At 52.6% G+C, this 23,697-nt stretch carries 26 protein-coding genes; 6 read left to right on the top strand and 20 right to left on the bottom strand.

Features of this window, described 5'->3' with window-relative positions; translation table 11 throughout:
* Positions 1-360: 360 nt before the first annotated feature.
* The 15 genes from adh to pyk all read right to left on the bottom strand — a co-directional run bounded on the left by adh (position 361) and on the right by pyk (position 13,742).
* A complete protein-coding gene (adh, locus tag KO497_RS12915; RefSeq protein WP_215944377.1) occupies positions 361-1,881 on the bottom strand; it encodes an aldehyde dehydrogenase in 1,521 nt (506 codons plus the stop codon).
* A gap of 130 nt (positions 1,882-2,011) precedes the next feature.
* Positions 2,012-2,962 (bottom strand): GAF domain-containing protein, encoded by a 951-nt coding sequence (locus KO497_RS12910; protein ID WP_252729659.1) that lies wholly within the window; start codon positions 2,960-2,962, stop codon positions 2,012-2,014.
* Between the two features lie 88 nt (positions 2,963-3,050).
* Positions 3,051-3,509, bottom strand: coding sequence for an Lrp/AsnC family transcriptional regulator (locus tag KO497_RS12905; RefSeq protein WP_215944376.1), 459 nt, complete (start codon positions 3,507-3,509; stop codon positions 3,051-3,053).
* Positions 3,510-3,678: 169 nt separating this feature from the next.
* Positions 3,679-4,107, bottom strand: a complete 429-nt coding sequence (mscL, locus tag KO497_RS12900; protein WP_215944375.1) for a large conductance mechanosensitive channel protein MscL — start codon at positions 4,105-4,107, stop codon at positions 3,679-3,681.
* Positions 4,108-4,390: 283 nt separating this feature from the next.
* Positions 4,391-4,834, bottom strand: coding sequence for a YtoQ family protein (locus KO497_RS12895; protein ID WP_215944374.1), 444 nt, complete (start codon positions 4,832-4,834; stop codon positions 4,391-4,393).
* Between the two features lie 113 nt (positions 4,835-4,947).
* Positions 4,948-7,341 carry a phenylalanine--tRNA ligase subunit beta gene (gene pheT / locus KO497_RS12890; protein WP_215944373.1) on the bottom strand — a complete coding sequence of 798 codons (2,394 nt, stop codon included), beginning with the start codon at positions 7,339-7,341 and terminating at the stop codon, positions 4,948-4,950.
* Between the two features lie 48 nt (positions 7,342-7,389).
* Positions 7,390-7,821 carry an ASCH domain-containing protein gene (locus KO497_RS12885; protein ID WP_215944372.1) on the bottom strand — a complete coding sequence of 144 codons (432 nt, stop codon included), beginning with the start codon at positions 7,819-7,821 and terminating at the stop codon, positions 7,390-7,392.
* Positions 7,818-8,384 carry a hypothetical protein gene (locus KO497_RS12880; protein WP_215944371.1) on the bottom strand — a complete coding sequence of 189 codons (567 nt, stop codon included), beginning with the start codon at positions 8,382-8,384 and terminating at the stop codon, positions 7,818-7,820. The genes KO497_RS12885 and KO497_RS12880 overlap by 4 nt, the downstream gene beginning before the upstream one ends.
* On the bottom strand, positions 8,384-9,454 hold the full coding sequence (pheS, locus tag KO497_RS12875) for a phenylalanine--tRNA ligase subunit alpha (protein WP_215944370.1): 1,071 nt from the start codon (positions 9,452-9,454) through the stop codon (positions 8,384-8,386). The genes KO497_RS12880 and pheS overlap by 1 nt, the downstream gene beginning before the upstream one ends.
* Before the next feature lie 81 nt (positions 9,455-9,535).
* Entirely contained in the window at positions 9,536-10,795 is a 1,260-nt protein-coding gene (locus KO497_RS12870; RefSeq protein WP_252729658.1) for an RNA polymerase sigma factor, read from the bottom strand.
* A gap of 5 nt (positions 10,796-10,800) precedes the next feature.
* The gene (locus tag KO497_RS12865; protein ID WP_252729657.1) at positions 10,801-11,151 is read right to left on the bottom strand and encodes a YciI family protein; all 351 of its coding nucleotides are present in this window, start codon (positions 11,149-11,151) and stop codon (positions 10,801-10,803) included.
* A 169-nt stretch (positions 11,152-11,320) separates the two neighbouring features.
* The gene (gene rplT / locus KO497_RS12860) at positions 11,321-11,686 is read right to left on the bottom strand and encodes a 50S ribosomal protein L20 (RefSeq protein ID WP_215944369.1); all 366 of its coding nucleotides are present in this window, start codon (positions 11,684-11,686) and stop codon (positions 11,321-11,323) included.
* Between the two features lie 15 nt (positions 11,687-11,701).
* The gene (gene rpmI, locus KO497_RS12855) at positions 11,702-11,902 is read right to left on the bottom strand and encodes a 50S ribosomal protein L35 (protein ID WP_123792998.1); all 201 of its coding nucleotides are present in this window, start codon (positions 11,900-11,902) and stop codon (positions 11,702-11,704) included.
* 138 nt (positions 11,903-12,040) lie between these two features.
* Positions 12,041-12,262 carry a hypothetical protein gene (locus KO497_RS12850; protein ID WP_215944368.1) on the bottom strand — a complete coding sequence of 74 codons (222 nt, stop codon included), beginning with the start codon at positions 12,260-12,262 and terminating at the stop codon, positions 12,041-12,043.
* 34 nt (positions 12,263-12,296) lie between these two features.
* On the bottom strand, positions 12,297-13,742 hold the full coding sequence (pyk, locus tag KO497_RS12845; RefSeq protein ID WP_215944367.1) for a pyruvate kinase: 1,446 nt from the start codon (positions 13,740-13,742) through the stop codon (positions 12,297-12,299).
* A 111-nt stretch (positions 13,743-13,853) separates the two neighbouring features.
* Here pyk and KO497_RS12840 point away from each other — a divergent pair, with 111 nt between their 5' ends.
* The 4 genes from KO497_RS12840 to KO497_RS12825 all read left to right on the top strand — a co-directional run bounded on the left by KO497_RS12840 (position 13,854) and on the right by KO497_RS12825 (position 16,979).
* A complete protein-coding gene (locus KO497_RS12840) occupies positions 13,854-14,651 on the top strand; it encodes an N-formylglutamate amidohydrolase (RefSeq protein WP_436799291.1) in 798 nt (265 codons plus the stop codon).
* Between the two features lie 83 nt (positions 14,652-14,734).
* Positions 14,735-15,082, top strand: coding sequence for a 5-carboxymethyl-2-hydroxymuconate Delta-isomerase (locus KO497_RS12835; protein ID WP_215944366.1), 348 nt, complete (start codon positions 14,735-14,737; stop codon positions 15,080-15,082).
* Positions 15,083-15,084: 2 nt separating this feature from the next.
* Complete coding sequence (locus KO497_RS12830; RefSeq protein ID WP_252729656.1) at positions 15,085-15,423, top strand: DUF1244 domain-containing protein; 339 nt, start codon at positions 15,085-15,087, stop codon at positions 15,421-15,423.
* Between the two features lie 254 nt (positions 15,424-15,677).
* Positions 15,678-16,979 carry a calcium-binding protein gene (locus tag KO497_RS12825; RefSeq protein ID WP_215944365.1) on the top strand — a complete coding sequence of 434 codons (1,302 nt, stop codon included), beginning with the start codon at positions 15,678-15,680 and terminating at the stop codon, positions 16,977-16,979.
* Between the two features lie 82 nt (positions 16,980-17,061).
* On the opposite strand, the gene KO497_RS12820 is transcribed toward KO497_RS12825, so the two are convergent.
* From KO497_RS12820 to dgcN, 3 genes are read right to left on the bottom strand one after another with little or no spacing between them, the layout of a single operon-like run.
* Positions 17,062-17,922, bottom strand: coding sequence for a D-amino-acid transaminase (locus KO497_RS12820; protein ID WP_215944364.1), 861 nt, complete (start codon positions 17,920-17,922; stop codon positions 17,062-17,064).
* Positions 17,923-17,943: 21 nt separating this feature from the next.
* Positions 17,944-18,921 (bottom strand): N-acetyl-D-Glu racemase DgcA, encoded by a 978-nt coding sequence (gene dgcA / locus KO497_RS12815; RefSeq protein WP_252729655.1) that lies wholly within the window; start codon positions 18,919-18,921, stop codon positions 17,944-17,946.
* A gap of 35 nt (positions 18,922-18,956) precedes the next feature.
* Positions 18,957-19,976: an N-acetyltransferase DgcN gene (gene dgcN, locus KO497_RS12810; RefSeq protein WP_215944363.1), complete on the bottom strand. Its 1,020-nt coding sequence runs from the start codon at positions 19,974-19,976 to the stop codon at positions 18,957-18,959.
* A gap of 303 nt (positions 19,977-20,279) precedes the next feature.
* Between dgcN and KO497_RS12805 the strand changes: the two genes are divergently transcribed.
* Positions 20,280-21,242 carry an L-malyl-CoA/beta-methylmalyl-CoA lyase gene (locus KO497_RS12805; RefSeq protein ID WP_215944362.1) on the top strand — a complete coding sequence of 321 codons (963 nt, stop codon included), beginning with the start codon at positions 20,280-20,282 and terminating at the stop codon, positions 21,240-21,242.
* Between the two features lie 95 nt (positions 21,243-21,337).
* Here the strand turns inward: KO497_RS12805 and KO497_RS12800 are convergent, their stop codons facing one another.
* Positions 21,338-22,174, bottom strand: coding sequence for an AraC family transcriptional regulator (locus KO497_RS12800; RefSeq protein ID WP_215944361.1), 837 nt, complete (start codon positions 22,172-22,174; stop codon positions 21,338-21,340).
* 126 nt (positions 22,175-22,300) lie between these two features.
* On the opposite strand from KO497_RS12800, the gene KO497_RS12795 reads away from it, so the two are divergent.
* Positions 22,301-23,263 carry an acetyl-CoA carboxylase carboxyltransferase subunit alpha gene (locus KO497_RS12795; protein ID WP_215944360.1) on the top strand — a complete coding sequence of 321 codons (963 nt, stop codon included), beginning with the start codon at positions 22,301-22,303 and terminating at the stop codon, positions 23,261-23,263.
* Between the two features lie 74 nt (positions 23,264-23,337).
* Here KO497_RS12795 and KO497_RS12790 read toward each other — a convergent pair whose 3' ends face one another.
* Positions 23,338-23,601 (bottom strand): hypothetical protein, encoded by a 264-nt coding sequence (locus KO497_RS12790; RefSeq protein ID WP_215944359.1) that lies wholly within the window; start codon positions 23,599-23,601, stop codon positions 23,338-23,340.
* Positions 23,602-23,697: the final 96 nt, after the last annotated feature.

Here is a 23,697-nt window from a genome sequence, read left to right as displayed (position 1 = left end):
CGCCTAACTTAAACCTCTGATTTTACTTCCAAACCTCACTTCGCAACATCTCAGCCGCTCCGCTCCGTCCGCCCCGCAGTCAATTGCTCGCTGCCGGTAGAGGGGGTTCTAAGGCGAGTGCAGCACCTTCGCAAGAGCTTTTTGCACTCTTTATGAAACTTTCTTGAAAAACAATGTAAGTGATTATTTTAAAGGGATATTTGCGAACTCTATCAGCAAAACTTAAACCCTGATGCGCATATTTTTTGATCTATAGAGAGTTCTGCACGCCATAGGTCACTCAAAAACTGGAATCACTGCACAATCTGGCGAGTCGAAAAGACATGGAGCGCACCGAAATGCGCTCCATGGGAGGAGATCTTAGAAGAAACCCAGTTTGTTGGGGTTGTAGCTGACCAGCATGTTTTTCGTCTGCTGGTAATGATCCAACATCATCTTGTGGTTCTCGCGTCCGATGCCGGACTGTTTGTACCCACCAAAGGCCGCATGTGCTGGGTATGCGTGGTAATTGTTCACCCAAACGCGACCTGCCTCGATCGCGCGACCAAAGCGGAAGCACCGGTTCGCATCGCGTGACCAAACGCCGGCCCCAAGGCCATACATAGTGTCATTGGCAATCGCCAAAGCTTCGTCTTCATCCTTAAATGTTGTGACAGACACAACCGGGCCAAAGATTTCCTCTTGGAACACACGCATATCGTTGGTGCCTTTAAAGATGGTTGGCTGAATATAAAACCCGTTCTCCAAGTCTTTGCCAACATCGGCCGCCGCACCGCCCACAAGCACCTCTGCCCCCTCTTCACGACCGATGGTGAAGTAGGACAAGATTTTATCTTGCTGCATTTGTGAACACTGCGCGCCGACCATCGTGTCCATTTCGCGTGGATCACCCTGTTTGATCGCTTTCACACGCTCAATCACACGCGCCATGAAGGCGTCATAAATGTCTTCTTGCACCAGCGCGCGAGATGGACATGTACAGACCTCGCCTTGGTTGAAGGCAAACAGAACGAAGCCTTCGATGGCTTTGTCAAAGAATGCATCATCTGCGGCCATGATGTCAGAGAAGAAAATATTCGGGGATTTTCCACCCAACTCAAGCGTCACAGGGATCAGATTCTCTGTCGCGGCCGCCATGATTTTCTTACCGGTGACTGTCGAGCCGGTGAAGGCGATCTTGGCGATGCGTTTGGATGTGGCCAATGCCGCGCCAACTTCGCCGCCATAGCCGTTGATGATGTTGAGTGTGCCAGCAGGCAAAAGGTCGGCGATCAATTCTGCCACAACCATCAAAGCCGCTGGAGTTTGTTCAGCTGGCTTGATGACAACACAGTTGCCAGCCGCCAAAGCAGGTGCCAGCTTCCACGCCGCCATCAAAATAGAGAAGTTCCACGGGATGATTTGAGCCACAACCCCCAAAGGTTCGTGGAAATGATAGGCAACGGTGTCTGCATCTATCTCAGACATTGAGCCTTCTTGCCCACGCAACACGCCCGCAAAGTAACGAAAGTGGTCTATCGCGAGCGGAATATCCGCAAAGGTTGTCTCGCGGATCGGCTTACCGTTGTCCCAAGTTTCAGCCTGCGCCAAAAGATCGAGATTTTCTTCCATACGATCTGCAATTTTGAGCAAGATGTTTGAGCGCTCTGCCGCCGCAGTTTTGCCCCAAGCCACTTTTGCAGCATGTGCCGCATCAAGAGCTAGATTGACATCCTCCGCATCTGAGCGCGCTATTTGGCAGACGACTGAGCCGTCGATGGGCGTGATATTATCGAAATACTGACCGTTTACTGGGGCGACAAACGCGCCGCCAATAAAATTGTCGTAACGCGTTTTGAAAGGTGATCTGTACTTGGTATCGTTTTGGGTCATTACATTCATCGTATGTCCTCCTCTGACATCCGAGATCCTCCATCTCGGTTACATGAAAACATGACCAGCTCAGTTATCCTCGTCACCCCATCCAAGGAACGCTGCAGCGCAGCAGTGTCTCAGGGGTGAGACAGGTTGTTTAAGATTCCCCGATTCCGAGGCGATTCATCCGGCGATAGAGCGTCGCGCGGCCAATCCCAAGTTCGCGTGCGGCAGCCGACACATTGCCGCCAGCCCGTGCAATAGCCCGTTTAAGCGCCGCACGCTCGGCACGTTCCAACGCAGAGGCATCACTGTCACGCCCCAAAATATCAGAGGCCGGCATAGGCGCGATGACACCGCCCTGCCCCAACTGATACAGTCGCCTTGCTGCGCGCGTGGCTCCGATGACCAAATCGTCTTGATCCACAGCCAGCAAAACCGCGCCATCACTGCGTGCGTCAGGGGCCGCAATAATGCGTGCTTTTGGAAAGGCCGCTCGAAAAGCCTCCGTTTCAATCTGCTTGGCGGCCTGCGTCACGACATTTCCGATCAACCGCGTGTAGGATTCGGTTTGATCCGCACGACATGACGAAACATCCAAGGCACCGATCAATGCGCCATCGGGTCCAAAGATCGGCGCGTCCATACAAGACATTCCCGTATTACGGGTGAAAAAATGTTCGTCGCGATGAATGGTCACTTGGCGTTCTTCTGCAAGGCAGGTGCCAATACCGTTGGTACCCTCTGAGCTTTCGGACCAATCCGCACCGGACCATAACCCCCAGCTGTTAAATATTTCGGCGTCCGCATCTGTGGACCTTTGGTCTAAAACAACGCCTTGATCATCCGTTAACAACACACAACACCCAGTGTTACCCACCATTTGAAACAATTGGTCGAGCTTTGGTGTCGCTATTTCTAAAAATGCGCCCAGCTCCTCGCAGCGGCGCATGACTTGGCTCATCTCATGGCGGTGGGGGCTTTTGCGGTGGGACGGATCCAAACCATGCTTGACCATAGACCGTCGCCACGACGCGGTCAGCCGCGAAGCCGCTGACCGCGACTCGACCGCATTTAAGACCTGCTCCGTATGGGTTTCCAATGACATCAGTTTGCCTCCTCCACAACGCAAACAATCACCAACCCGATCCTATGCGAATGCCAGGGCATTTAGCAACGTATCAATAGACCACGCGTCAAACTGGCAGGCTGGTGGTCTTAAAGACGGTGCGCATAGCAAAGGACGACTGCATTTTGACAACACCAGGAAGCCGCACCAACGTCCGATGGATTTTTGCGAAATGATCTGTGTCAGCGGCAACCACTTTGAGCATGTAATCTGCGGCACCCGCCATCAAATGACATTCCAGCACATCCGGCACCAGTTGAACGGCTCTTTCAAACTCCGCCAACACGTCATCGGCTTGCGATGTCAACGTCACCTCGACAAATAAGGTCGACCGGCGATCCAAATGAATAGGGTTCAGCAGAGCCACATAATCGCGAATGACACCATCGGCCTCAAGTCTTTGCACACGTCTGTGACAGGCAGAACTGGACACATTGGCAGCCACCGCCAAATCCGCGTTTGAGATGCGACCCTTCTTTTGCAAAATGCGCAAAATTCGGCGATCTGTCTCGTCAATTTGGGGCATAGGTCAAAGTTATCCTGATTTTACGTCAAAACACACTTACACATCCCATGCGCACTTTACAAACACAAGACAGGGACAGCCAAGCTATGATCTTTCGCCCGTGTTTCAAAACAAAAAAGGCCCACAAGCCTATGCTTGCGGGCCTTACAGATGGCGAAAAGCGGTGCCCTTACTTTTTCAAGGAGTCGCGGATTTCCAACAGAACGTCGAGTTCGCTTGGGCCTTCTGGCGCAGCTGGTGCTTCTTCGACAGGTGTTTCAGTCGCGGCTTTGACTTTGTTGACGTAGCGCACAAGCATGAAGACCACGAATGCGATGATCAAGAAGTTGATAACAGCCATGATGAACGAACCGTAGGCAAAAACGGACGCACCGGCTTCGCGAGCGGCCTCCAAGCTTGTACCAGCAGCGACGTCACCAGAAATCACCGCAAAGCGGTTGGTGAAATCAAGGCCGCCGGTGAACACACCAATGATTGGGTTGATCAAATCAGCGACCATAGATTTAACGATGGCTGTAAAAGCAGCACCGACGATGATACCAACGGCCATGTCCATGACATTGCCCTTAGCGATGAAGTCTTTGAATTCCTTTAGCATTTATTCCCTCATGCGTTTGAGGCGCGTCTTTTTGCGCGCGTACACATATTCTATAACACAACAGCCGACTGGCACGTGAGGTTAATCTTTGCGCAAAACTCCCCATATTTCTAGCAGATTGCGGGGACTTTGGATCTGCGCTCATGTGAAACGGAACATTCTAAAGTCTTACACAACGCACACCGAACTTTGAGTGGAGCACTTTCCTCGCAAATTAACCCTACATTGCGATCACTCAATGTAGGGTCATAATAAAATTGGGCATAACTGTGTGCTTCAAAATCTATGCAGGCAAGGTCCCTGTCAGCACATAGGTCAGAATCTCGACGACCTGTTGCGGCGTCTCGGTGACAGCCAATGCTGCAGCGTCCACTTCTTTCAGCGCGTGTTGATGATCTGCCCCGTGCATCACGATCAACGATTTGCCAAGTGCTGCCGCATAGCCCGCGTCAAAAGCCGCATTCCATTGTTTGTATTTATCGCCAAAGCGCACGACCACAACATCCGCCGCCTCAATCGCACTGCGTGTGCGGATCGCATTCAGTTTGGCGCCCTTGTGGTCATGCCAAAACTTATCGGTCTCAGCCCCCATGATCGCCACGCCGCAATCATCTGACGCGCCATGATCGGTCACAGGCATTGAGAATTCGATATCCAACTCACGCGCAGCTTGAACAATTTGATCACGCCAATCGGTGTGAATTTCGCCGGACAAATAGACTTTCATTGATCACGTTCCTTGTTGTTTAGATCAGCTCGGGGTGGCCCCATTGGAAAAGGGCGCAGCAAAAGCCGCGCCCTGAAAATTTAGTCAGCTTACGGAGCGGTTGAAAGACCGGATCACCCGCGCAACACTGCCTTGGTGGATTTTTCCACTTTGGCGATGATCTTGGCCGAAACGTCTTCGATGTCTTTTTCTTTCAATGTCTCTTTGGCAGGCTGCAAGCGCACCGTGATCGCCAGCGATTTCTTGTCTTCGCCCAAGCTGCCGCCGATGAATTCATCAAAAACACGCACGTCAGAGATCAGATTTTTATCAGCCCCAAAGGCCGCATTCACCACATCCAAAGCGGCAGTCGATTTATCGACAACAAAGGCAAAATCGCGCTCAACCGCTTGCAGATCATTGGTGAAAAACGCAGCCCGCGCCACTTTGTTTCCACGTGGGAAGGGTGGCTGCTCAAGGAAGATCGTAAAGGCCACAGCAGGGCCTTTTACGCCCATTTCTTTAAGCGTTTTCGGATGAACTTCGCCGAACTGTGCCAAGACTTTTTTCGGACCCAGACAGATTTTGCCGGACCGACCAGGATGGAACCATGTTGGCGTATCGCGCAAAATTTGAACTTTCGCAGGGGCGCCAATCGAGGACAAAACCGCCTCGGCATCCGCTTTCGCGTCGAACACATCTACGTCACGACGCGCGCCGTGCACGTCTTTAGGGCCAGTTGCGCCAACCAAAAGACCGCCGATTTGCATGTGTTGTTCACCCGGCTCGCCGCCATGGAAAGCCGCGCCCACTTCGAAAAGCGCCAGATCGTTGAACCCGCGCGCCTGATTACGCGACGCCGCCTGCAACAAGCCGACCAAAAGATCAGGGCGCATGTGGCTCATTTCCGACGAAATCGGGTTTTCTAATTTCACCGCATCAGAACCGCCATCAAACAGTTTCGCAGATTTTTCATCGACGAAAGAATAAGTCACACATTCGTTGTACCCCAAGGCAGCCGCCGTATAGCGCGCCATGCTTTCACGGATTTGCATGGGTGTCTGAATTTGTTTCGCAACCCCGATGGGACGCGACAAAGGCTTTGGCTCAAGCAAGGTCAGCGATTCAACGCGCGCGACCTCTTCGACCAAATCAGCCGAGCCCAACACGTCAGGGCGCCATGACGGCACCTGTGCCATGTCGCCGTCCATGGTAAAGCCGAGGGCTTCCAAAGTGGCGATCTGTTTGGCTGGCAAAATTTCCATTCCAACAAGGCTTTGCACGCGATCTGTGTCAAGTTTGTAGGCCCGCGACACGTCAGGCACTTGCCCCGCGACAGTCACTTCGGAGGCCTCACCTCCGCATAGATCAAGGATCATCTGCGTTGCGTCCTCGATGGCTTGCATATTGTACGCCGGATCGATGCCGCGCTCGTTGCGATAGCGCGCATCGGAATTGATTTTCAGCGCGCGGCCGCCTTTGGCAATCGCGATGGTGTCCCAGAATGCGGCTTCCAAAAACACATCTGTGGTCTCATCGGTGCAGCCCGTTTCCAAACCGCCCATGATGCCCGCGATGCTTTCGACTTTTCCGCCTGATGAAATCACCGTCACGCCCGCTGGCAGGGTGTAAGTCTTTTCATCCAAGGCCACCAATTCTTCGCCGCCTTTGGACAGATGAACGGTCAAGCCGCCATCGACTTTGCCCGCGTCAAACACGTGCAATGGACGGTTTTGATCGTAGGTGAAAAAGTTCGTCACATCGACCAATTTTGAAATCGGACGCAATCCGATGGCTTTCAAGCGGTCTTGCAACCATGCAGGTGATGGCCCGTTGGTAACGCCTTTGATCAGGCGACCAGCGAAGACTTTGCAGCTGTCTTTTGCGCTCTCATCAATGGTCACGGAAATCGGATTGGCAAAGCCGCCCGCCACCGATGCCTTTTTCAAAGGCTTCAATGTGCCCAAGCCGCGTGCGGCCAAATCACGTGCCACACCGCGCACGCCCAAGGCGTCTGGGCGGTTTGGCGTAATGGCGATTTCGATCACGGGATCGACTTTAGATGGGTCTGTTTCGGCCAAGTAATCCGCAAAAGATTGACCGATTTCGCCGCTTGGCAATTCAATAATTCCGTTGTGTTCGTCAGACAGTTCAAGTTCTTTTTCCGACGCCATCATGCCAAAGGATTCTACGCCACGGATTTTACCGACAGATATCGTGATGTCCAAACCCGGAATGTAAGTGCCCGGCTTGGCCAGAACCACAGTGATGCCTTCGCGCGCATTCGGCGCACCACAAACGATCTGCGTTTCACCTGCACCCGCTTGCACTTTGCACACACGCAATTTGTCGGCGTCTGGGTGCTGTTCTGCATGGGTGATCTTTGCGATTTCGAAATCTTTGAACACATCCATAGGGTTCTCGACCCCTTCCACCTCAAGACCCAAATCGGTCAAGGCGTATAGAATGTCGTCCAAAGACGCGTCTGTGTCTAAATGCTCTTTGAGCCAAGATACCGTGAATTTCATATCGTCTTCTCCTATGCCCGCCTCTTGCGGGGGGATCGCTTGCGGCGTTTAACGGACGCCCAAGTCCTCAACCAGTTCGAATGTTTCAAATACCAAAAGCGTGTCGCGGTCGAGCTTGCCTTGTGTGCCGAACTTTTTGGTCATGCGTTTGCGCCAGCCTTCGATGTCATTGTCTTCGCCCTCTTTCAGGGCCATCGTTGGGGTCACATTGCGGAATTTGACTTTTTCCACTTCCAACGTACGGACTATCAAGGCGGGGTTGCCATCCCAATCGGCGACGATGTCAACACGCCCCGCGACGGGCAATGCGCCTTCGTCACCTTCGAATTCGGACCACGGCATACAGGTCGCGGTTTTCTTACCCACGGCGACCAATTCATTGAGCTGCTCACAGCGCGAACGGTTGCTCGCCAGTTGGAACATCCCCGCGCCGGGGTAGGTAACCTGAAGGTCTTCCATTGAGTCGTTTTGGTCAGTCATTTTGTTTCCTCATACGATGTCGCAACAAAATAGACATTTGCCGCATGCGCCGCTTGCTTGACGCTTTCACCAAGATCACGGCGAATAGCGATGAAAGCAGCCTTTCTTTCAATTCGAATTCGTTTTGAAAGATCCTTCGGATAGCGGTTCGGATTTTTCTGCACTTGTTTAACTGACGGTTCGACGCCGCAATGGGCCTCAACCACCACACCATATTCCAAAATGCGCTGCGAGTATTTTTGGCAAGCGCTAAGAACATCGTTCTGAGCATCTGCTGGCACATAAGCACCCAACTCGGCAAGAACCGCCACCAAATCTAAATATGTGGATTTAAGCGGATCAGCATTTTTGGACCAGTGGGCCATTGAGATTGAGGCGTAATGAACATTCGCTGCGCGCAAAAAACGACGATAGACATCGCGGCGCTCATGCTCTTTTTGCAAAGCTCGGTCTGCCTGCTTCTGAGAAGGGTAAGCTCGATAAGCAATCCAGAGAGCTGAACAAGACGCGACCAACGCACCAGAAAAGGTCAGTATACCCTGAATGATTTTAGGGTCGAGCATCACCCGTTAATCCCCCCAGCCAGCGTAGGCACGCTGAGCGGGTTAAAGCCGTAGTGTTTCAGCCAGCGCAGATCAGAGTCAAAGAACGCGCGCAGATCGGGGATGCCGTATTTCAACATCGCCAAACGGTCGATGCCGATGCCAAAGGCAAAGCCTTGCCATTCGTCAGGATCGATCCCGCCCGCTTTCAACACATTCGGGTGCACCATGCCAGAGCCCAAGACTTCAAGCCAATCATCGCCCTCGCCCACTTTAACGGTGCCGTTTTCCCATTTGCACTGAATGTCCACTTCGGCGGAGGGTTCAGTGAACGGGAAATGCGAGGCACGGAAACGGGTTTTGACTTCTGTGCCAAAGAAAGCGGTAAAAAATTCTTCCAACACCCATTTGAGGTTCGCCATAGACACGTCTTTGCCGATGCACAGGCCTTCGACTTGGTGGAACATCGGTGTGTGTGTTTGGTCGTAATCACAGCGGTACACGCGGCCCGGCGCGATGATGCTGATCGGCGCACCTTGATCCAAGAGCGTACGGATTTGAACCGGTGAAGTGTGCGTACGCAAGACATGCGGCGGACGATTGTCGCCTTCATCGCGGTGCATATAGAACGTGTCGTGTTCTTGGCGCGCGGGGTGATGCGGTGGAATGTTCAGCGCATCGAAGTTGTGCCAATCGTCTTCAACCTGTGGGCCTTCGGCCACGGCAAAGCCAAGATCGGCAAAAATGGCATAAATTTCCTCAGAAACGCGAGAAATAGGGTGAATAGAGCCTTGACGCGCGGGGCGTGACGGCAAGGTCACATCCAGCCATTCCTCGGACAGGCGCCTGTCCAAAGCGGCATCTTCTAAGGCGACTTTCTTGGCGGCAATCGCGGAATTGATCTCGTCTTTGAGCGCATTGAGTTTCGGGCCAGCCACTTGGCGTTCGTCCGCTGTCATCTTGCCCAGCTCGCGCATTTTCAAAGACACTTCGCCCTTTTTGCCAACGGCTTTCAGACGGATGTCTTCGAGTGTCGCCTCGTCACCGGCCTCGTTGATGGCGGTGAGGTATTTGTTCTTGAGATCATCCATGACGGTACCTTTATCTAACTCGTCCTCGTGCTAACGCGAGACGTGCAAAAGCGCAAGTAAACAGGCGATATCAACCCGTATTCAGCCTATATAGAGCGCGCGCAAACGGTGTTCTAAAAAACGCGCTTGCGCCTTGGACGGAGACAGATCGATGGCTCGGCGATAACTTTGCGCAGCGGCGTCCACCTGCCCCATGCGGACCAAAAGATCGGCACGACAGCTGTGGTAAGGCTGATAGGCCTCAAGTTTCGCGTCAGGTAGCAAACAATCCAGCGCCGCCAATCCGACTTGCGGCGTCTGCGCATAGGACAGCGCAACGGCTTGGTTCACTGCGATGATCGGGTTGGGCGTGCGAGTGCGCAACACATCATACAGCGCCACGATCTGGGGCCAATCGGTGTCGCCAAATGTGGCCGCTTGGGCATGCAAAGCGCTGATCGCGGCCTGAATGGCATATGGTCCAGCAGGGGCATGGGACAGGGCGATTTCGACCAAATTTAGGCCTTCGGTGATTTTGGCACGATCCCAACGCGCACGGTTTTGCGCCTCTAGCGGTACGAAATTGCCTGACGCATCCACGCGCGCAAAGCGGCGACTGTCACTGAGCAACATCAGCGCCAAAAGACCTTTGGTCTCTGTATTATCAGGTAAAAGCGCAGACAAAATTCGCCCCAAACGGATCGCCTCTGTCACCAAATCCCCCCGTGTCAAATCACCGTTGGACGCATGCGCGCCTTCGTTGAAAATCAAATAGATCACCCGCAGCACCGCATCTGTGCGCGGGGCGATGTCTTCGGGGTCTGGCAGTTTGAACCTGATCCCCGCCATCGAAAGTTTCTTTTTGGCGCGTGTCAGTCGCGCCGCCATAGCCTCCGGTTTATCGAGAAAGGCTCTGGCAATATGCTCGGTCGACAGCCCGCCCAAAGCGCGCAACGTCAACGCCACCCGGGATTTTTGATCCAATGCGGGATGACAACAGGTGTAGATCAATTCCAAGCGCTGATCGGGAATGGTTGCGATGTCCGTATCCGGTGCGTCCTGATGCATCTCAAGCCATTGCGCCAGCTCGTCTTCTTTTCGCGTCATGGTGTTTTGCCGCCTGAGGCGATCCAGCGCTTTGCGCCGTGCCACGGAAATCATCCAGGCCGCGGGATTGTCGGGCAAGCCTTTGCGAGGCCAGACTTGTAACGCAGAAATCACCGCATCTTGCAAACTGTCTTCGGCCAAGCTGTAATTGCCGACCGATGACGTAAGAGCCGCCAAAATGCGCCCCCAGTCTTCGCGGATCAAACGCGTCATCTGAGCTTTGGCAAGACGGTCTGTATCGACTGGGGGCTGCATGGGTTTTAATCGAAGATCATGACAGGGCGCACTTCGACACGGCCATAAGCGGCATCTGGGATTTTGGCCGCATATTTCAAAGCCTCGTCCAAATCGACACAATCAAGGATGTAATATCCACCCAACTGTTCTTTGGTTTCTGCAAAAGGCCCGTCAACCAATTCGGTTTTACCACCGCGTACAGAAACGGTTGTGGCCGACGCGACTGATTCCAGTGCCTCGCCACCGATCAGCTTGCCTGCCTCACGCACCTCAGCGGTGAAATCTATATAGCCTTGCATATAGGGACCAAATTCTTCGGTTCCTGGCTGTGGGCCATTGGTCTCTGCATTGTAGATCAAAAGCATGTATTGCATGGGGCATTCCTCTTTATGTCAGTCTGGATTAACGAAAAGCTTCTGCTCTTCTGACTATAAGACGGATGAGCCAAACCGAAATCGACAAATGCAAAAAGTTTTTCCATAAAAAAACCGCGGACCTCTTACGAGACCCGCGGTTTTAAAAGTTTGATATGCTGTAACGCGCTTATGCAGCGAGAGCAGCTTGTGCTTTTTCAACAATCGCTGTGAAAGCTTCTGGTTCGTGAACAGCCAAGTCAGCAAGAACTTTGCGGTCAACTTCGATACCAGCCAATGACAGACCATTGATGAATTTTGAGTATGTCAAAGCTTCATCATGTGCACGTACCGCAGCGTTGATACGCTGGATCCACAAAGCGCGGAAGTTGCGCTTGCGGTTTTTACGGTCGCGGGTTGCGTATTGGTTCGCCTTGTCAACAGCCTGCGTAGCTGTACGGAACAAGCGTGAGCGCGCGCCGTAGTAGCCTTTTGCAGCTTTGATGACTTTCTTGTGACGAGCGTGAGTGACTGTACCACCTTTAACACGGGACATATTCTGAGCCTCCTATTAGCGGTTGTACGGCATGTACGACTTAACGATTTTCGCATCAGGTGCGGAAAGCGTTGTCGTGCCACGAGCGTTGCGTAGAAATTTGTTGGAACGTTTGATCATGCCGTGGCGTTTGCCAGCTTGACCGGCTTTTACAAGGCCACTTGCAGTCATTTTAAAGCGCTTTTTAGCACCTGACTTTGTCTTCATCTTAGGCATTTCCATCTCCTTTTTCGAGTGTTCGGATGGTTAAACGCGCGACTCGGCATGCCAGATCGCCGGACGCGCACCATGAAGCTGTGCAATTACTGTGGACGGCTCAGCTTGGCAAGTGAAAACGGTGAATTCATTGGTGTTTTAAAAATAACGCCCAATAACGCGGGTCAAAGCCTGTGGCACATCATCGAATCCATAACCGCCCGGCCTTTGTGTAACCGCCAATACGACTAAAGCGCCTCCGACCAAAACAAGAACCGCCGCGGCGCGGGGTGGACGGCTTTCAGAGAAAGCCCCAACCAAGGCAGGCAGCGCCAAAACAAGCACTGCCGCCCCAATCACCAGAAAAAGATCTGTATCCATACCCACCACCTTATGCCTTAAAAAATTAGGCCTATTATTCGGGATCAGTGTTAAAAATCAAGCGTTCATCACAAGGCGCAACCCGCAGGATGTTTGTAGACCCCGGCACATTGAACGGAACACCCGCCGTGACAACGATGTTGTCTTTCTCGGTTGCAAAGCCGCATGTGCGTGCCGCACGTGCCGCGTTCACAACAGCCATTTTAAACCGGTCCACTTCGCCCGTGATCACACAATGCATACCCCAATACAAACAAAGCTTGCGCGCGGTGCGTGCCCGCGAGGTCATCGCGATAATTGGGACATGTGGGCGTTCGCGAGCTGTCAGCGCAGCAGTTGTGCCGCTCTCAGAGTAACACACGATCGCCTTCACGTCTGTGGTTTCAGCAATTTCACGGGCCGCAGATACGATCGCATCCGCAATCGTTTCTTTTTTACCCGCACGTGATGCATCCATAACGTCAAGATACACGGGGTCGTTTTCGACCTCCATCGCCACGTTGTTCATTGTGCTTACAGCCTCAATCGGGAAATCACCCGCAGCAGATTCAGCTGAGAGCATGATCGCATCGGCGCCCTCGTAAATCGCTGTTGCAACGTCAGAAACTTCAGCACGTGTTGGCATTGGGCTTTCGATCATCGACTCAAGCATCTGAGTGGCAACAATCACGGGTTTGGCTGCCGCACGACATTTGCGGATCAGGCGTTTTTGAATGGGCGGCACAGCATGCACTGGCAATTCAACACCCAAGTCGCCACGGGCAACCATGATGCCGTCAGACACCGCCAAAATCGCGTCGAAATCTGTGACAGCGGAAGGCTTTTCGATTTTGGACAGAACAAATGCGCGTCCTTTGGCCAATTCTTTGGCCTGCAACACATCCTCTGGACGCTGCACAAAGGACAAAGCCAACCAATCGACGCCGAGGTCACAAACGAACTCAAGATCTTTGAGGTCTTTCTCGGACAGAGCGGCCAAAGGCAAAACCACATCAGGCACGTTCACGCCCTTGCGGTTTGAAATCGTGCCGCCAACAGTCACAACACAATTGGCGTAGTCTTTGCCGCAGTCTTCGACTTGCAAACGAATCTTACCGTCATTCACCAACAGGTTCGATCCGGGCTTAAGCGCTGCAAAAATTTCGGTGTGGGGCAGTTGCACGCGGGTGATGTCACCAGGCGTATCATCCAAATCAAGACGGAACTTAGCGCCCACCTCAAGATCGTATGACTCTTCTGCAAATTTGCCGACGCGCAGTTTCGGCCCTTGAAGGTCGGCCAAAATAGCGATTGGACGCCCCAAGTCGGCTTCAACTTTACGGATCATCGCGTGACGTTCGCGAATTTCACCATGTTCGCCATGGCTCATATTCAAACGGAAAACATTCGCACCAGCCTCTGTGAGGGCGCGGATCATGTCATAGTCATTCGATGCTGGGCCCAAAGTGGCCACGATCTTTACATTGCGAAGGCGTCTCATAGTTGCCTTACATCCTTTTATTATTTCAATTCGCGGTGGGCCGTCTCCTCTATGCCGCAAAGCGAAGCGCGGCACAACTGGCCCTTTATCCTCAAAGGTCTTATTAGAGACATGACAGCACAAGATGACGGTAAAATGAACGATTTTTCACCATTCCAGCAGATAACAGAACAACGTACCGGTCGTTGGCTGATCACTTGCGATCACGCAACCAACCGCATCCCGAGCGAAATACAAGTCGATCTTGGCCTGCCACACGCCGATTTATCCCGCCATATCGCCTATGACATCGGCGCGCAGGGGTTCACCCTCGAACTGGCACGTCTGCTGAACAGCCCCGCCATTCTCAGCGATTTTTCACGTCTGGTCATCGACCCGAATCGTGGCGAAATCGATCCAACTTTGGTGATGCAACTTTATGATGGCACGATCATCCCCGCCAATCGCCATATAGACGCGGCAGAAATTGCGCGGCGCTTGGATACCTATTATCGCCCCTATCACAACGCTTATGAGGCTCTCGCAAGCAAGCGTGAAGATGTCGCGATCTGCGCCATCCATTCTTTTACGCCACAACTTAAGGCCCGCCCGCGCCGACCTTGGCAAATTGGCATCCTTTCGCATTACGACAAACGCCTCACCGCGCCTTTGATCAAAGCGCTCGAGACCTCAAAGACTTTGCAGGCAGAGGCCGAGAAACTTGGCGAGCGCCTGACCATTGGCGACAACGAGCCATACATCGGGCACTTTCCCGGCGATGCTATCGACACTCATGCGATCAAACACGGGCGCTTGAATGTACTCATTGAACTGCGTTCAGATTTGATTGAAACGACCGACGACCAACGCCGCTGGGCAGGTCTTTTAGCCCCGATTCTGGCCCAGACTCTTAAAGACACAGGCTTGTGACTGCCCCCTGCCTCTTGAACTTCGCGTTCACTTAACGCAGCAATGGGGCAAAGCCCACGCAACACAGAATAAGAGAGCCCCCCATGCCCCACGTTGTCATCGACTTTTCAGCTGGCCTTGAAGACACAGCAGATATGAAACAGATGTGCCTTGATATTCGCGATGCATTGGCAGCGGATGCCTCTATCCCTGCGCCGAAAAATATTCGCGTGCGTGCCCGTGCGCATGACTATTTCGCCACCGGTTTTAGCGACCAAAGCTTTGCCCATGCAGATTTTCACATGCTGATCGGCCGCGATGATGCAACCAAAACCCATATGTGTGAATTGGTTCTCAGTGTGATGGAAAAACACCTGCCCCATGCGGCAAGTTTATCAGTCTATCCCTATGACATTGCCAAAAATGGCTCAGCCAAACGCATGAAGGAATAACCATGACACAGCCCAAAGATATCGATGCGCAAACGCAACTTGAGCTAGAGGCCGCCGCCTTTCGTCGGTTGCAAAAGCACCTCATGCAAGACCGCACAGACGTGCAAAATATCGACATGATGAACCTCGCTGGCTTCTGCAGAAATTGCTTATCGCGCTGGTATCAAGAGGCAGCCAATGAGCGCGGCATCGACATGACCAAAGATGAGGCCCGTGAGCTTTATTACGGCATGACGATGTCTGAGTGGAAAGCGAACTTTCAGACAGATGCGTCAACTGCCAAACAAGAGCAATTCAGAGATGCGTTCGAGGCGAATGTCGGCCCTGAAACCAAACCTTAGTCGAAGTCCTTGCGCGCGATCCCTATAGAGCCGACATATTAGAATCGCTTATAAGCAATTGATCTCACCAGCACCAAAACATCCTTGGGTTGAACATTTGTATTGAGATTGAAGACAATGAACAGCTCTGGGTCAGATCATCACTCAAAGATTAATAAATCATGAACAAAGTTTGACCTTTGCGCTGCCTTTGGTATGCCTTCCCTCATAAATGAAAATTGAAATTTCTTGCTGCATTTGTGAAGGATTTAACCATGTTGCTATTGCTCGCTGCCCTGCCCGCGGTGTTAGGACTCTCATTTGCGTTTGACGTCTGGGGTTCATCCTCCGAGGATTCAGACGACAATGAGACGGAAACAACAGAAGGTGTTGACCTCGAAGGCACAGAAGAAGACGATGTCATTCAAGGCACCTCGTTCAACGACATCATCAGCGGCTTGGGTGGCTCAGACATCGTTTCCGGCTTAGCAGGTGATGACACTATCGATGGTGGCGACGATGCCGATCTGCTTGATGGCAACGGTGGCGATGACGTCCTCAACGGCGGTCAAGGCGATGACGTTATCCTAGGCGGTTACGATAACGACACCATCAATGGTCAAAGCGGTGATGATGCTATTCTTGGCGAACATGGTGACGATGAAATTTACGGCAACGATGGTGATGATTCCATCGGTGGCGGCAGTGGCGCTGACCTCATCAACGGGGGCACAGGCAACGATATCCTGAGTGGCGGCGTAGGCGTTGACACCATTAACGGCCAAGGCGGCGATGATCTGATCGGCGGCGGGGCTGGCGCCGACCTGATTTCTGGGGGTGACGGCGACGACATCATAACAGGTCAAGGTGGCGACGACACGATCACGGCAGGCGCTGGCGACGACCACGTCGCAGGCGGCTACGACGATGACCACACACTACTTGGCGAGGGCAATGATACCCTTGGCTTTGACGATGTTTACTTGGACAATGGCGATGATTTTACCCGCGGCGGTGACGGCAGCGATACCATGATTGACCGCCTTGGGTCGAACGAGTTGTACGGCGACGAAGGCTCTGACACCATTTCCGCAGTCGATGACGTTTCCGACCTGGGCACAGGCGACCTCGTTGATGGCGGCTTTGGCATGGATACGATTTACGCGGACTCTGGTGACACTGTCACCGGTGGCGCAGGCGCGGACACTATTGTTGCCTACCAAGGTACTCAAAATGGCGTTGTGACGGTCACTGATTTTGATCCAGCCGAAGACACGCTGGAATTGGTCTTGGAAGGCACGCTGCCAGAAGATATCACAGTGGACGTCACAGACGTCGACGGCGGCGGGGTTATGTACTCTTATGACGGTGTCGACATCGCATTCATTGAAAATGTGACTGCTGAGCAAATGGAAACAGCCAATATTTCATTCGCGGATGCGCCATCAGAAGACTTCCCTGAACTGGGTACATTAGAAGACGTGGCACTGGCTGCGGTCGGGTCTAATTCTTCCACGGAAGAAGAAGAAGCAGATGACTTGCCTGAAACCGGCTCAAATGTGCTTACGCCCAGTTAATCATTAATTGAATATCAACCGATGCAAAAAGGCCCGCTGATATGGCGGGCCTTTTCTATAAAAAACACTGATCGGTGAGCGATTAGATCGCCGCTTTTATCATCTCTTCGGTGTAGATATCGCGCAGGCGTTTCGAAATATCACCCGGTACACCGGAGCCAATCTGCGCGCCGTCAATCTCGATTACCGGCTGTGCGAAACCTGTCGCAGAGGTCACAAATGCCTCATCTGCCTCTTGAGCTTCTGCGATGGTGAAAGGACGCTCTTCGACCTTCATCTGTGCTTCAAGCGCGAAACGCAAAATCGCCGCGCGGGTGATACCGTGCAAAATATCGTTGCTCAACTGACGCGTGATGATGGTGCCGTCTTTGACGATGTAGGCGTTATTCGCGGTGCCTTCGGTTACAAAGCCATCTTCAACAAGCCAAGCATCTTGGCAGCCTTTTTTCTTTGCCTGCATCTTGGCAAAGGAGGGGTAAAGCAACTGAGTGGTTTTGATATCGCGGCGGCCCCAACGCTCGTCTGCGATAGAGATGACTTTGATACCCTCGTCCATCACCTTGCTGTCGACCATAGATTTGACAAAGGTGAACAACACGATGCCACAAGGCACTTCTTCGGGATCAGGCCAAGCAAAATCACGTGTATCTGGCGCGCCGCGCGTGATTTGCAAGTAAACGCCACCCTCGTCCAGGTTGTTCTTTTCAATGAGATCACGGTGGATCTGCAAAAGCTCGTCCATCGTTACAGGGGACACCATTTCAAGCTCAGACATGGAGCGTTGTAGGCGCGTCCAGTGACCATCAAAATCAATGATCTTGCCACCAATGATCGACGTCACTTCATAAACGGCATCTGCCATCAAGAATCCACGATCAAAGACAGAGACTTTCGCCTCTGCTGCTGGAACATATTCTCCGTTTACGTAAACGATCTGGCTCATAGTGGTCTCCTTATGACGGGTTTATCCCCAAAGCGCGCTGCGAGGTGGGTGCACCCCATCGGCGTCATATTGCAATGCGTTTTTACGGTCTTCGGCCAGAAGAAGCGGCCCGTCAAGGTCTGTTACGCGCGCACCCTGTGCCAAAATCACCGCCGGCGCCATCGCAAGCGACGTGCCGACCATACATCCGACCATAATACCAAAGCCCTCGGCTTGCGCTTGCAGACGCAAGGCGAGGGCCTCAGTGAGCCCGCCGGTCTTATCGAGCTTGATATTAATCATATCGTATTTGCCCTTAAGACCCGCGAGGCTGGCACGATCATGACAGGATTCGTCAGCGCAGACCGGAAGGGGACGTTCCATCTCAGCCAACATGTCATCCTGCCCGGCGGGCATCGGTTGTTCAACCAGATCGACCCCCATCCGCACCAGATGTGGCGCGAGGTCTGTATAAACCTCTGCGCTCCATCCTTCATTGGCATCCACGATGATACGCGATTTTGGCGCACCGCGACGCACCGCCTCTAATCGTTCCATATCATCAGGCGTACCCAATTTAATTTTCAACAAGGGGCGAAAGGCATTCTTTGCCGCCGCCGCCTGCATGCTTTCAGGCGTGCCCAAGGACAATGTATAAGCCGTCAAACACGGGTCAGGTGCGGCCATATCAAGCATTTGCCAAACACGTTTGCCCGCTTGCTTTGCTTCCAAATCCCACAAGGCGCAATCAACGGCATTGCGCGCAGCACCCGGTTCAAGCGCGTCTTGCAGCTCCGCGCGTGTGATCCCTACGGGCAGGGATTCGATTTGCGCGGTCACACTGTCCAAGCTTTCACCGTAACGCGCATAGGGCACACATTCGCCCCAGCCCGTCACGGTGCCATCTGTGGCTTTGACCGTGATCACCTTTGCCTCTGTGCGTGATCCACGCGAAATTACAAAGGCTTCAGCAAGGCGAAACGCCTCGGCAGTTACGCTCAAGGTCACGGGCAAAGTCATGGCTTTTCCTTGGTTTAGAGTCTAATTTTCAGTGCTTATGCAGAAACGGTGTCGTCCAATTTCACCAAAGCGTCAACCAAACGGTCTGCACCTTGACGGAATGGATCAACGGCAGGCACGCCCATTTCAGCTTCAACAGACGCAAGGTATGTCACAGCTTCGGCTTCTGACATGTGCTGCGTGTTCACTGAAATACCGACAATTTCACACGCAGGGTTTGCCCAGCGCGCCAATGGCAACGCTGTGTCGGCCAAGGCTTGCAGAGTTGGCAGATCGTAATCTGGCAGGCCACGCATATGTGTGCGTGTTGGCTCATGGCACAAAATCAACGCATCTGGTTGACCGCCGTGGACAAGCGCCATGGTAACACCAGAATAAGACACATGGAACAAGCTGCCTTGGCCCTCAATCAGATCCCAGTGATCCGCGTCGTTGTCAGGTGAAATATACTCGACAGCGCCCGCCATAAAATCAGCGACAACAGCGTCCAATGGAACGCCGTCCCCCGTGATCAAGATGCCAGTTTGCCCTGTGGCACGAAATGTTGATTTCAAGCCGCGTTCGCGCATCGACGCATCAACAGCCAAAGCCGTGTACATTTTACCAACAGAACAATCTGTCCCAACAGCCAAGCAACGTTTGCCTGTGCGCTTTACCCCAGTCGCGATGGGGTAGTCCACGGATGGAACACGCACATCGTGCAACTCACGTCCGCAAGCTTTGGCCACGGCAACAAGGTCATCTTCGTCTGTCAAAAGGTTGTGCAACCCAGAGGCCAAATCAAAGCCTTCCTCAAGTGCGGCCACCAACACCTTTTTCCATGCTTGCGAGATCACGCCACCGCGGTTGGCAACACCAATCACCAGCGTTTTTGCTCCGGCGGCTTTCGCCTCGGCCAGTGACATGTCTGTCAGCCCCATATCGGCTTTACAGCCTTCCATGCGCAATTGGCCAATGGCGAACTCAGGGCGCCAATCTTTGATGCCTTGTGCAACTTTAGCGGCAAGCGCGTCTGGCGCATCGCCAAGGAACAGTAGGTAAGGTGTTTGGATCATGACAGCTCTCCAGTTGAATTTACGTCATACTGCCTGCCCTTTTGTGCAAGGTGCTTTCATTCTCACGTTCTTTTCAACCCGAAATGGGATATATTACCAATCATAACCAATGAATGAACAATTATTCCCACTTAGGCCCGATGCCAAGAAATTTCAGCCGATCACCCAAGGTTGAACCCCAAGCATCTCCCAACAAAGATTCGTAAAATTTCTGCAGATGCAAAACAGTACTTGTGATTTTACGCGCAACATAATACCAACAATATCAACATAATGGGAATATAATTACAAACGAGAATCGTCATGTCTTTTCGCTTACAACCTACTCCACCAGCCCGACCCAACCGCTGCCAACTGTTCGGACCTGGATCGAACACAAAGCTATTTCCGAAAATGGCAGCCTCAGCGGCAGATGTGATCAATCTGGATTTAGAGGACAGTGTAGCCCCCTCTGACAAAGACAACGCGCGTGCCAATATTATAGAAGCCATCAACACGATTGACTGGGGCACTAAAGTGCTTGCCGTGCGGATCAACGCTCTCGACACGCCTTATTGGTATCGTGACGTGGTGGATTTGTTAGAACAGGCCGGCGACCGACTTGACCAAATTATGATTCCCAAGGTGGGCTGCGCCCAAGATGTCTATGCCGTGGACGCGCTGGTCACTGCGATTGAGCACGCCATGGGGCGTAAGAAAAAAGTCGCTTTTGAAGTGATCATCGAATCTGCAGCGGGCCTTGCCCACGTAGAAGAGATCGCCCAGAGCTCACCACGACTTGAGGCCATGAGCTTCGGCGCGGCTGATTTCGCGGCCTCCATGGGGATGCAAACCACAGGCATCGGCGGCACGCAGGAAAACTACTACATGTTAAATGGCGAGGCCCGTCACTATTCTGACCCATGGCATTTCGCACAAGCTGCCATCGTCGCAGCCTGTCGCACCCATGGCATTCTGCCTGTCGATGGTCCGTTTGGGGATTTCTCAGATGACGAAGGCTTCCGCGCCCAAGCACGTCGATCCGCAACGCTGGGCATGGTTGGGAAATGGGCGATACATCCAAAACAGATCGCTTTGGCCAATGAAGTGTTCACTCCATCGGCAGAATCCGTCGCTGAAGCCCGTGAGATATTGGCCGCAATGGCCCAAGCCAAAGCCAATGGTGAGGGCGCGACAGTCTATAAAGGCCGTCTTGTCGACATCGCATCGATCAAACAAGCAGAAGTTATCGTTGCGCAATCAGAATTGATCGCTAACGTAAGCTAACTCCATTCAGGAGGAGGAGCCTGAATGTCGAGGCGAACGTCTCGAGATGCAAATCTCGGGACGTTTGTTTTTTCTAAGTGATTATTATTTATGCACTATTTCAAGGGCGCATAGATCAAAGTGATCAAATCATCCACTAAAGTGTCCTGTGGACGGTTCAAATAGACCTCGAAAGGCGGCGAATCACGGGGCACTTCACCTGATTCTGGCAACCATTCCCCAAACAAATAGGCATAGGCTTTCGCCAAACCTGAGTAGTGGCCTTTGTACGTGAGAACAGCGAACCTTCCGCCCGTGATTTCCATAGTCTCTAAAGGAGCCGTGATTTCGGGATCCCCTAGAATTTGCGCGCCCGCAAAACTGCGCAGATCAGATTCCGGCACCGCGGCGGGATCATCAAGATACACCCCAATCATTTGCCCCAGTTGCGGCCCAAGCCCACGCGTCATCAAGATGGTCATCACCGCCTCGAACACCTCACCTATTTCCATATAGGCCCCACGATGCGGCATCACGGCAAGGTGGATATCTTCGCGGGTTTCGATTTTTACGTCATACATTTCATAGTCTCCATGTTCATTCAATTGCAGCGCAGGCTGCGGCACGCCGCGATTGCGAATGGCATCAGGCGTCACCCCATAAGCACTTTGAAACGCCCGCATAAAACTGCGCACATTCACGTAACCGCAATAACAAGCGATGCGATCAACAGGATCACGGGTTTGCAGCAAGGCCGCAGACGCCCGAAACAACCGCACACGTCGGGTAAAAGCCGCGACTGTTTCCCCTGTCATGCCCGTGAACACGCGATGGAAATGAAATCGCGATAAAGCGGCGACATCTGCCAAGGTATCTAGGGACAAATCACCATCCAAGTTTGCATAAACGTAGTTCAGAACACGCATTAGTCGCGCTTCATAGCTCTGTGCCATTGCGGCGGTCCTTCCTTTGCTGCACCTCTTGAATTGCACAAAGCCAATTCACAAATCTTGCTAAGTTGCACCCGGTGAAAAAAATCGCCATATACAAGTTTCAGGTGTACCGTATCGGAGCGTAATATGACCCACTATCTGGAATTCGAGAAACCCTTAGCGGAAATCGAAGGCAAAGCTGAAGAGCTGCGCGCCATGGCCCGTGCCAACGAAGATATGGATATCGAAAAAGAGGCTTTGGCCTTAGACGACAAAGCCGCAACCATGTTGGTCGACATGTATAAAAACCTGTCGCCTTGGCGCAAATGTCAGGTGGCCCGTCATCCAGATCGCCCCCATTGCGCCGAATACATCGAAGCACTGTTTACAGAATACACGCCTTTGGCAGGGGACAGAAACTTTGCTGACGATCACGCCATCATGGGGGGCCTTGCACGGTTCAACGATCAGCCTGTGATGGTGATCGGCCATGAAAAAGGCAATGACACCAAATCACGCATCGAGCGTAATTTCGGCATGGCACGTCCCGAAGGCTACCGTAAAGCCATTCGACTGATGGAACTGGCCGACAAATTCGGTATCCCTGTGATCGCGCTTGTGGACACGCCTGGTGCCTACCCCGGCAAAGGCGCAGAAGAACGCGGCCAATCCGAGGCCATCGCACGCTCCACTCAAAAATGTCTGCAATTGTCTGTTCCATTGATCGCCGTGATCATCGGTGAAGGCGGATCTGGCGGCGCGGTTGCGTTTGCTGCGGCCAATAAGGTCGCTATGCTTGAGCATTCAATTTATTCGGTCATCACTCCTGAAGGCTGCGCGTCGATCTTGTGGAAAGACGCCACAAAAATGCGCGAAGCGGCCGAAGCAATGCGTTTGACCGCACAAGAGCTGATCCAACTGGCCGTGATCGATCAAATCATTCCAGAACCCCAAGGCGGGGCGCAACGTGATCGCGACACCGCGATTGCCTCCGTTGGGAAAGCCATCGCCAGTATGCTTGCCCCCCTGTCGAAAGAAAAGCCTGCGGCTCTCATTGCTGCGCGTCGCAAAAAATTCTTGGATATAGGGTCAAAGGGTTTGGCGGCTTAAGCAGTCAAACAGCTTTTAAAAAATAAACATAAAAATGGCCGCTCATTGCGGCCATTTTTATTTGATCACTTCTTTTACTGAGACGTATCGCTCTCTGCTGGTCGCAGCTGGTCCGCAGATATTTCAAATCCAGCATCGATCATCAATTGGTTCGATCTTGCTTCCACAGATGCCTCTAAGTCTTTCATAAAGACCTTCAATCCACGCCCAGCCTCAATGCGTGGCAAAAATTCGACAACAGCAGTTCCGCGACCACGGTAGATCCCTTGGCGTTTCCAAAACACGCCGACATTGGTGGCAGCAGGCACGACATCTTGGCCCAACTCTTTGTACAACACACCTGTTCCGACTTTTGTCCGTCGTCATATAAAATGGGGCATCAGAGCGGCTTGAGTATTGGAGGCTCTGGCTCGTTTGTGTGATTGATTATGCGG

It is taken from the genome of Pacificibacter marinus, assembly GCF_018860665.1.
Taxonomy (GTDB): Bacteria; Pseudomonadota; Alphaproteobacteria; order Rhodobacterales; family Rhodobacteraceae; genus Celeribacter; species Celeribacter marinus_A.
Note: the sequence above shows the minus strand (reverse complement) of the source record. Positions and strands in the feature narration are given on the sequence as shown.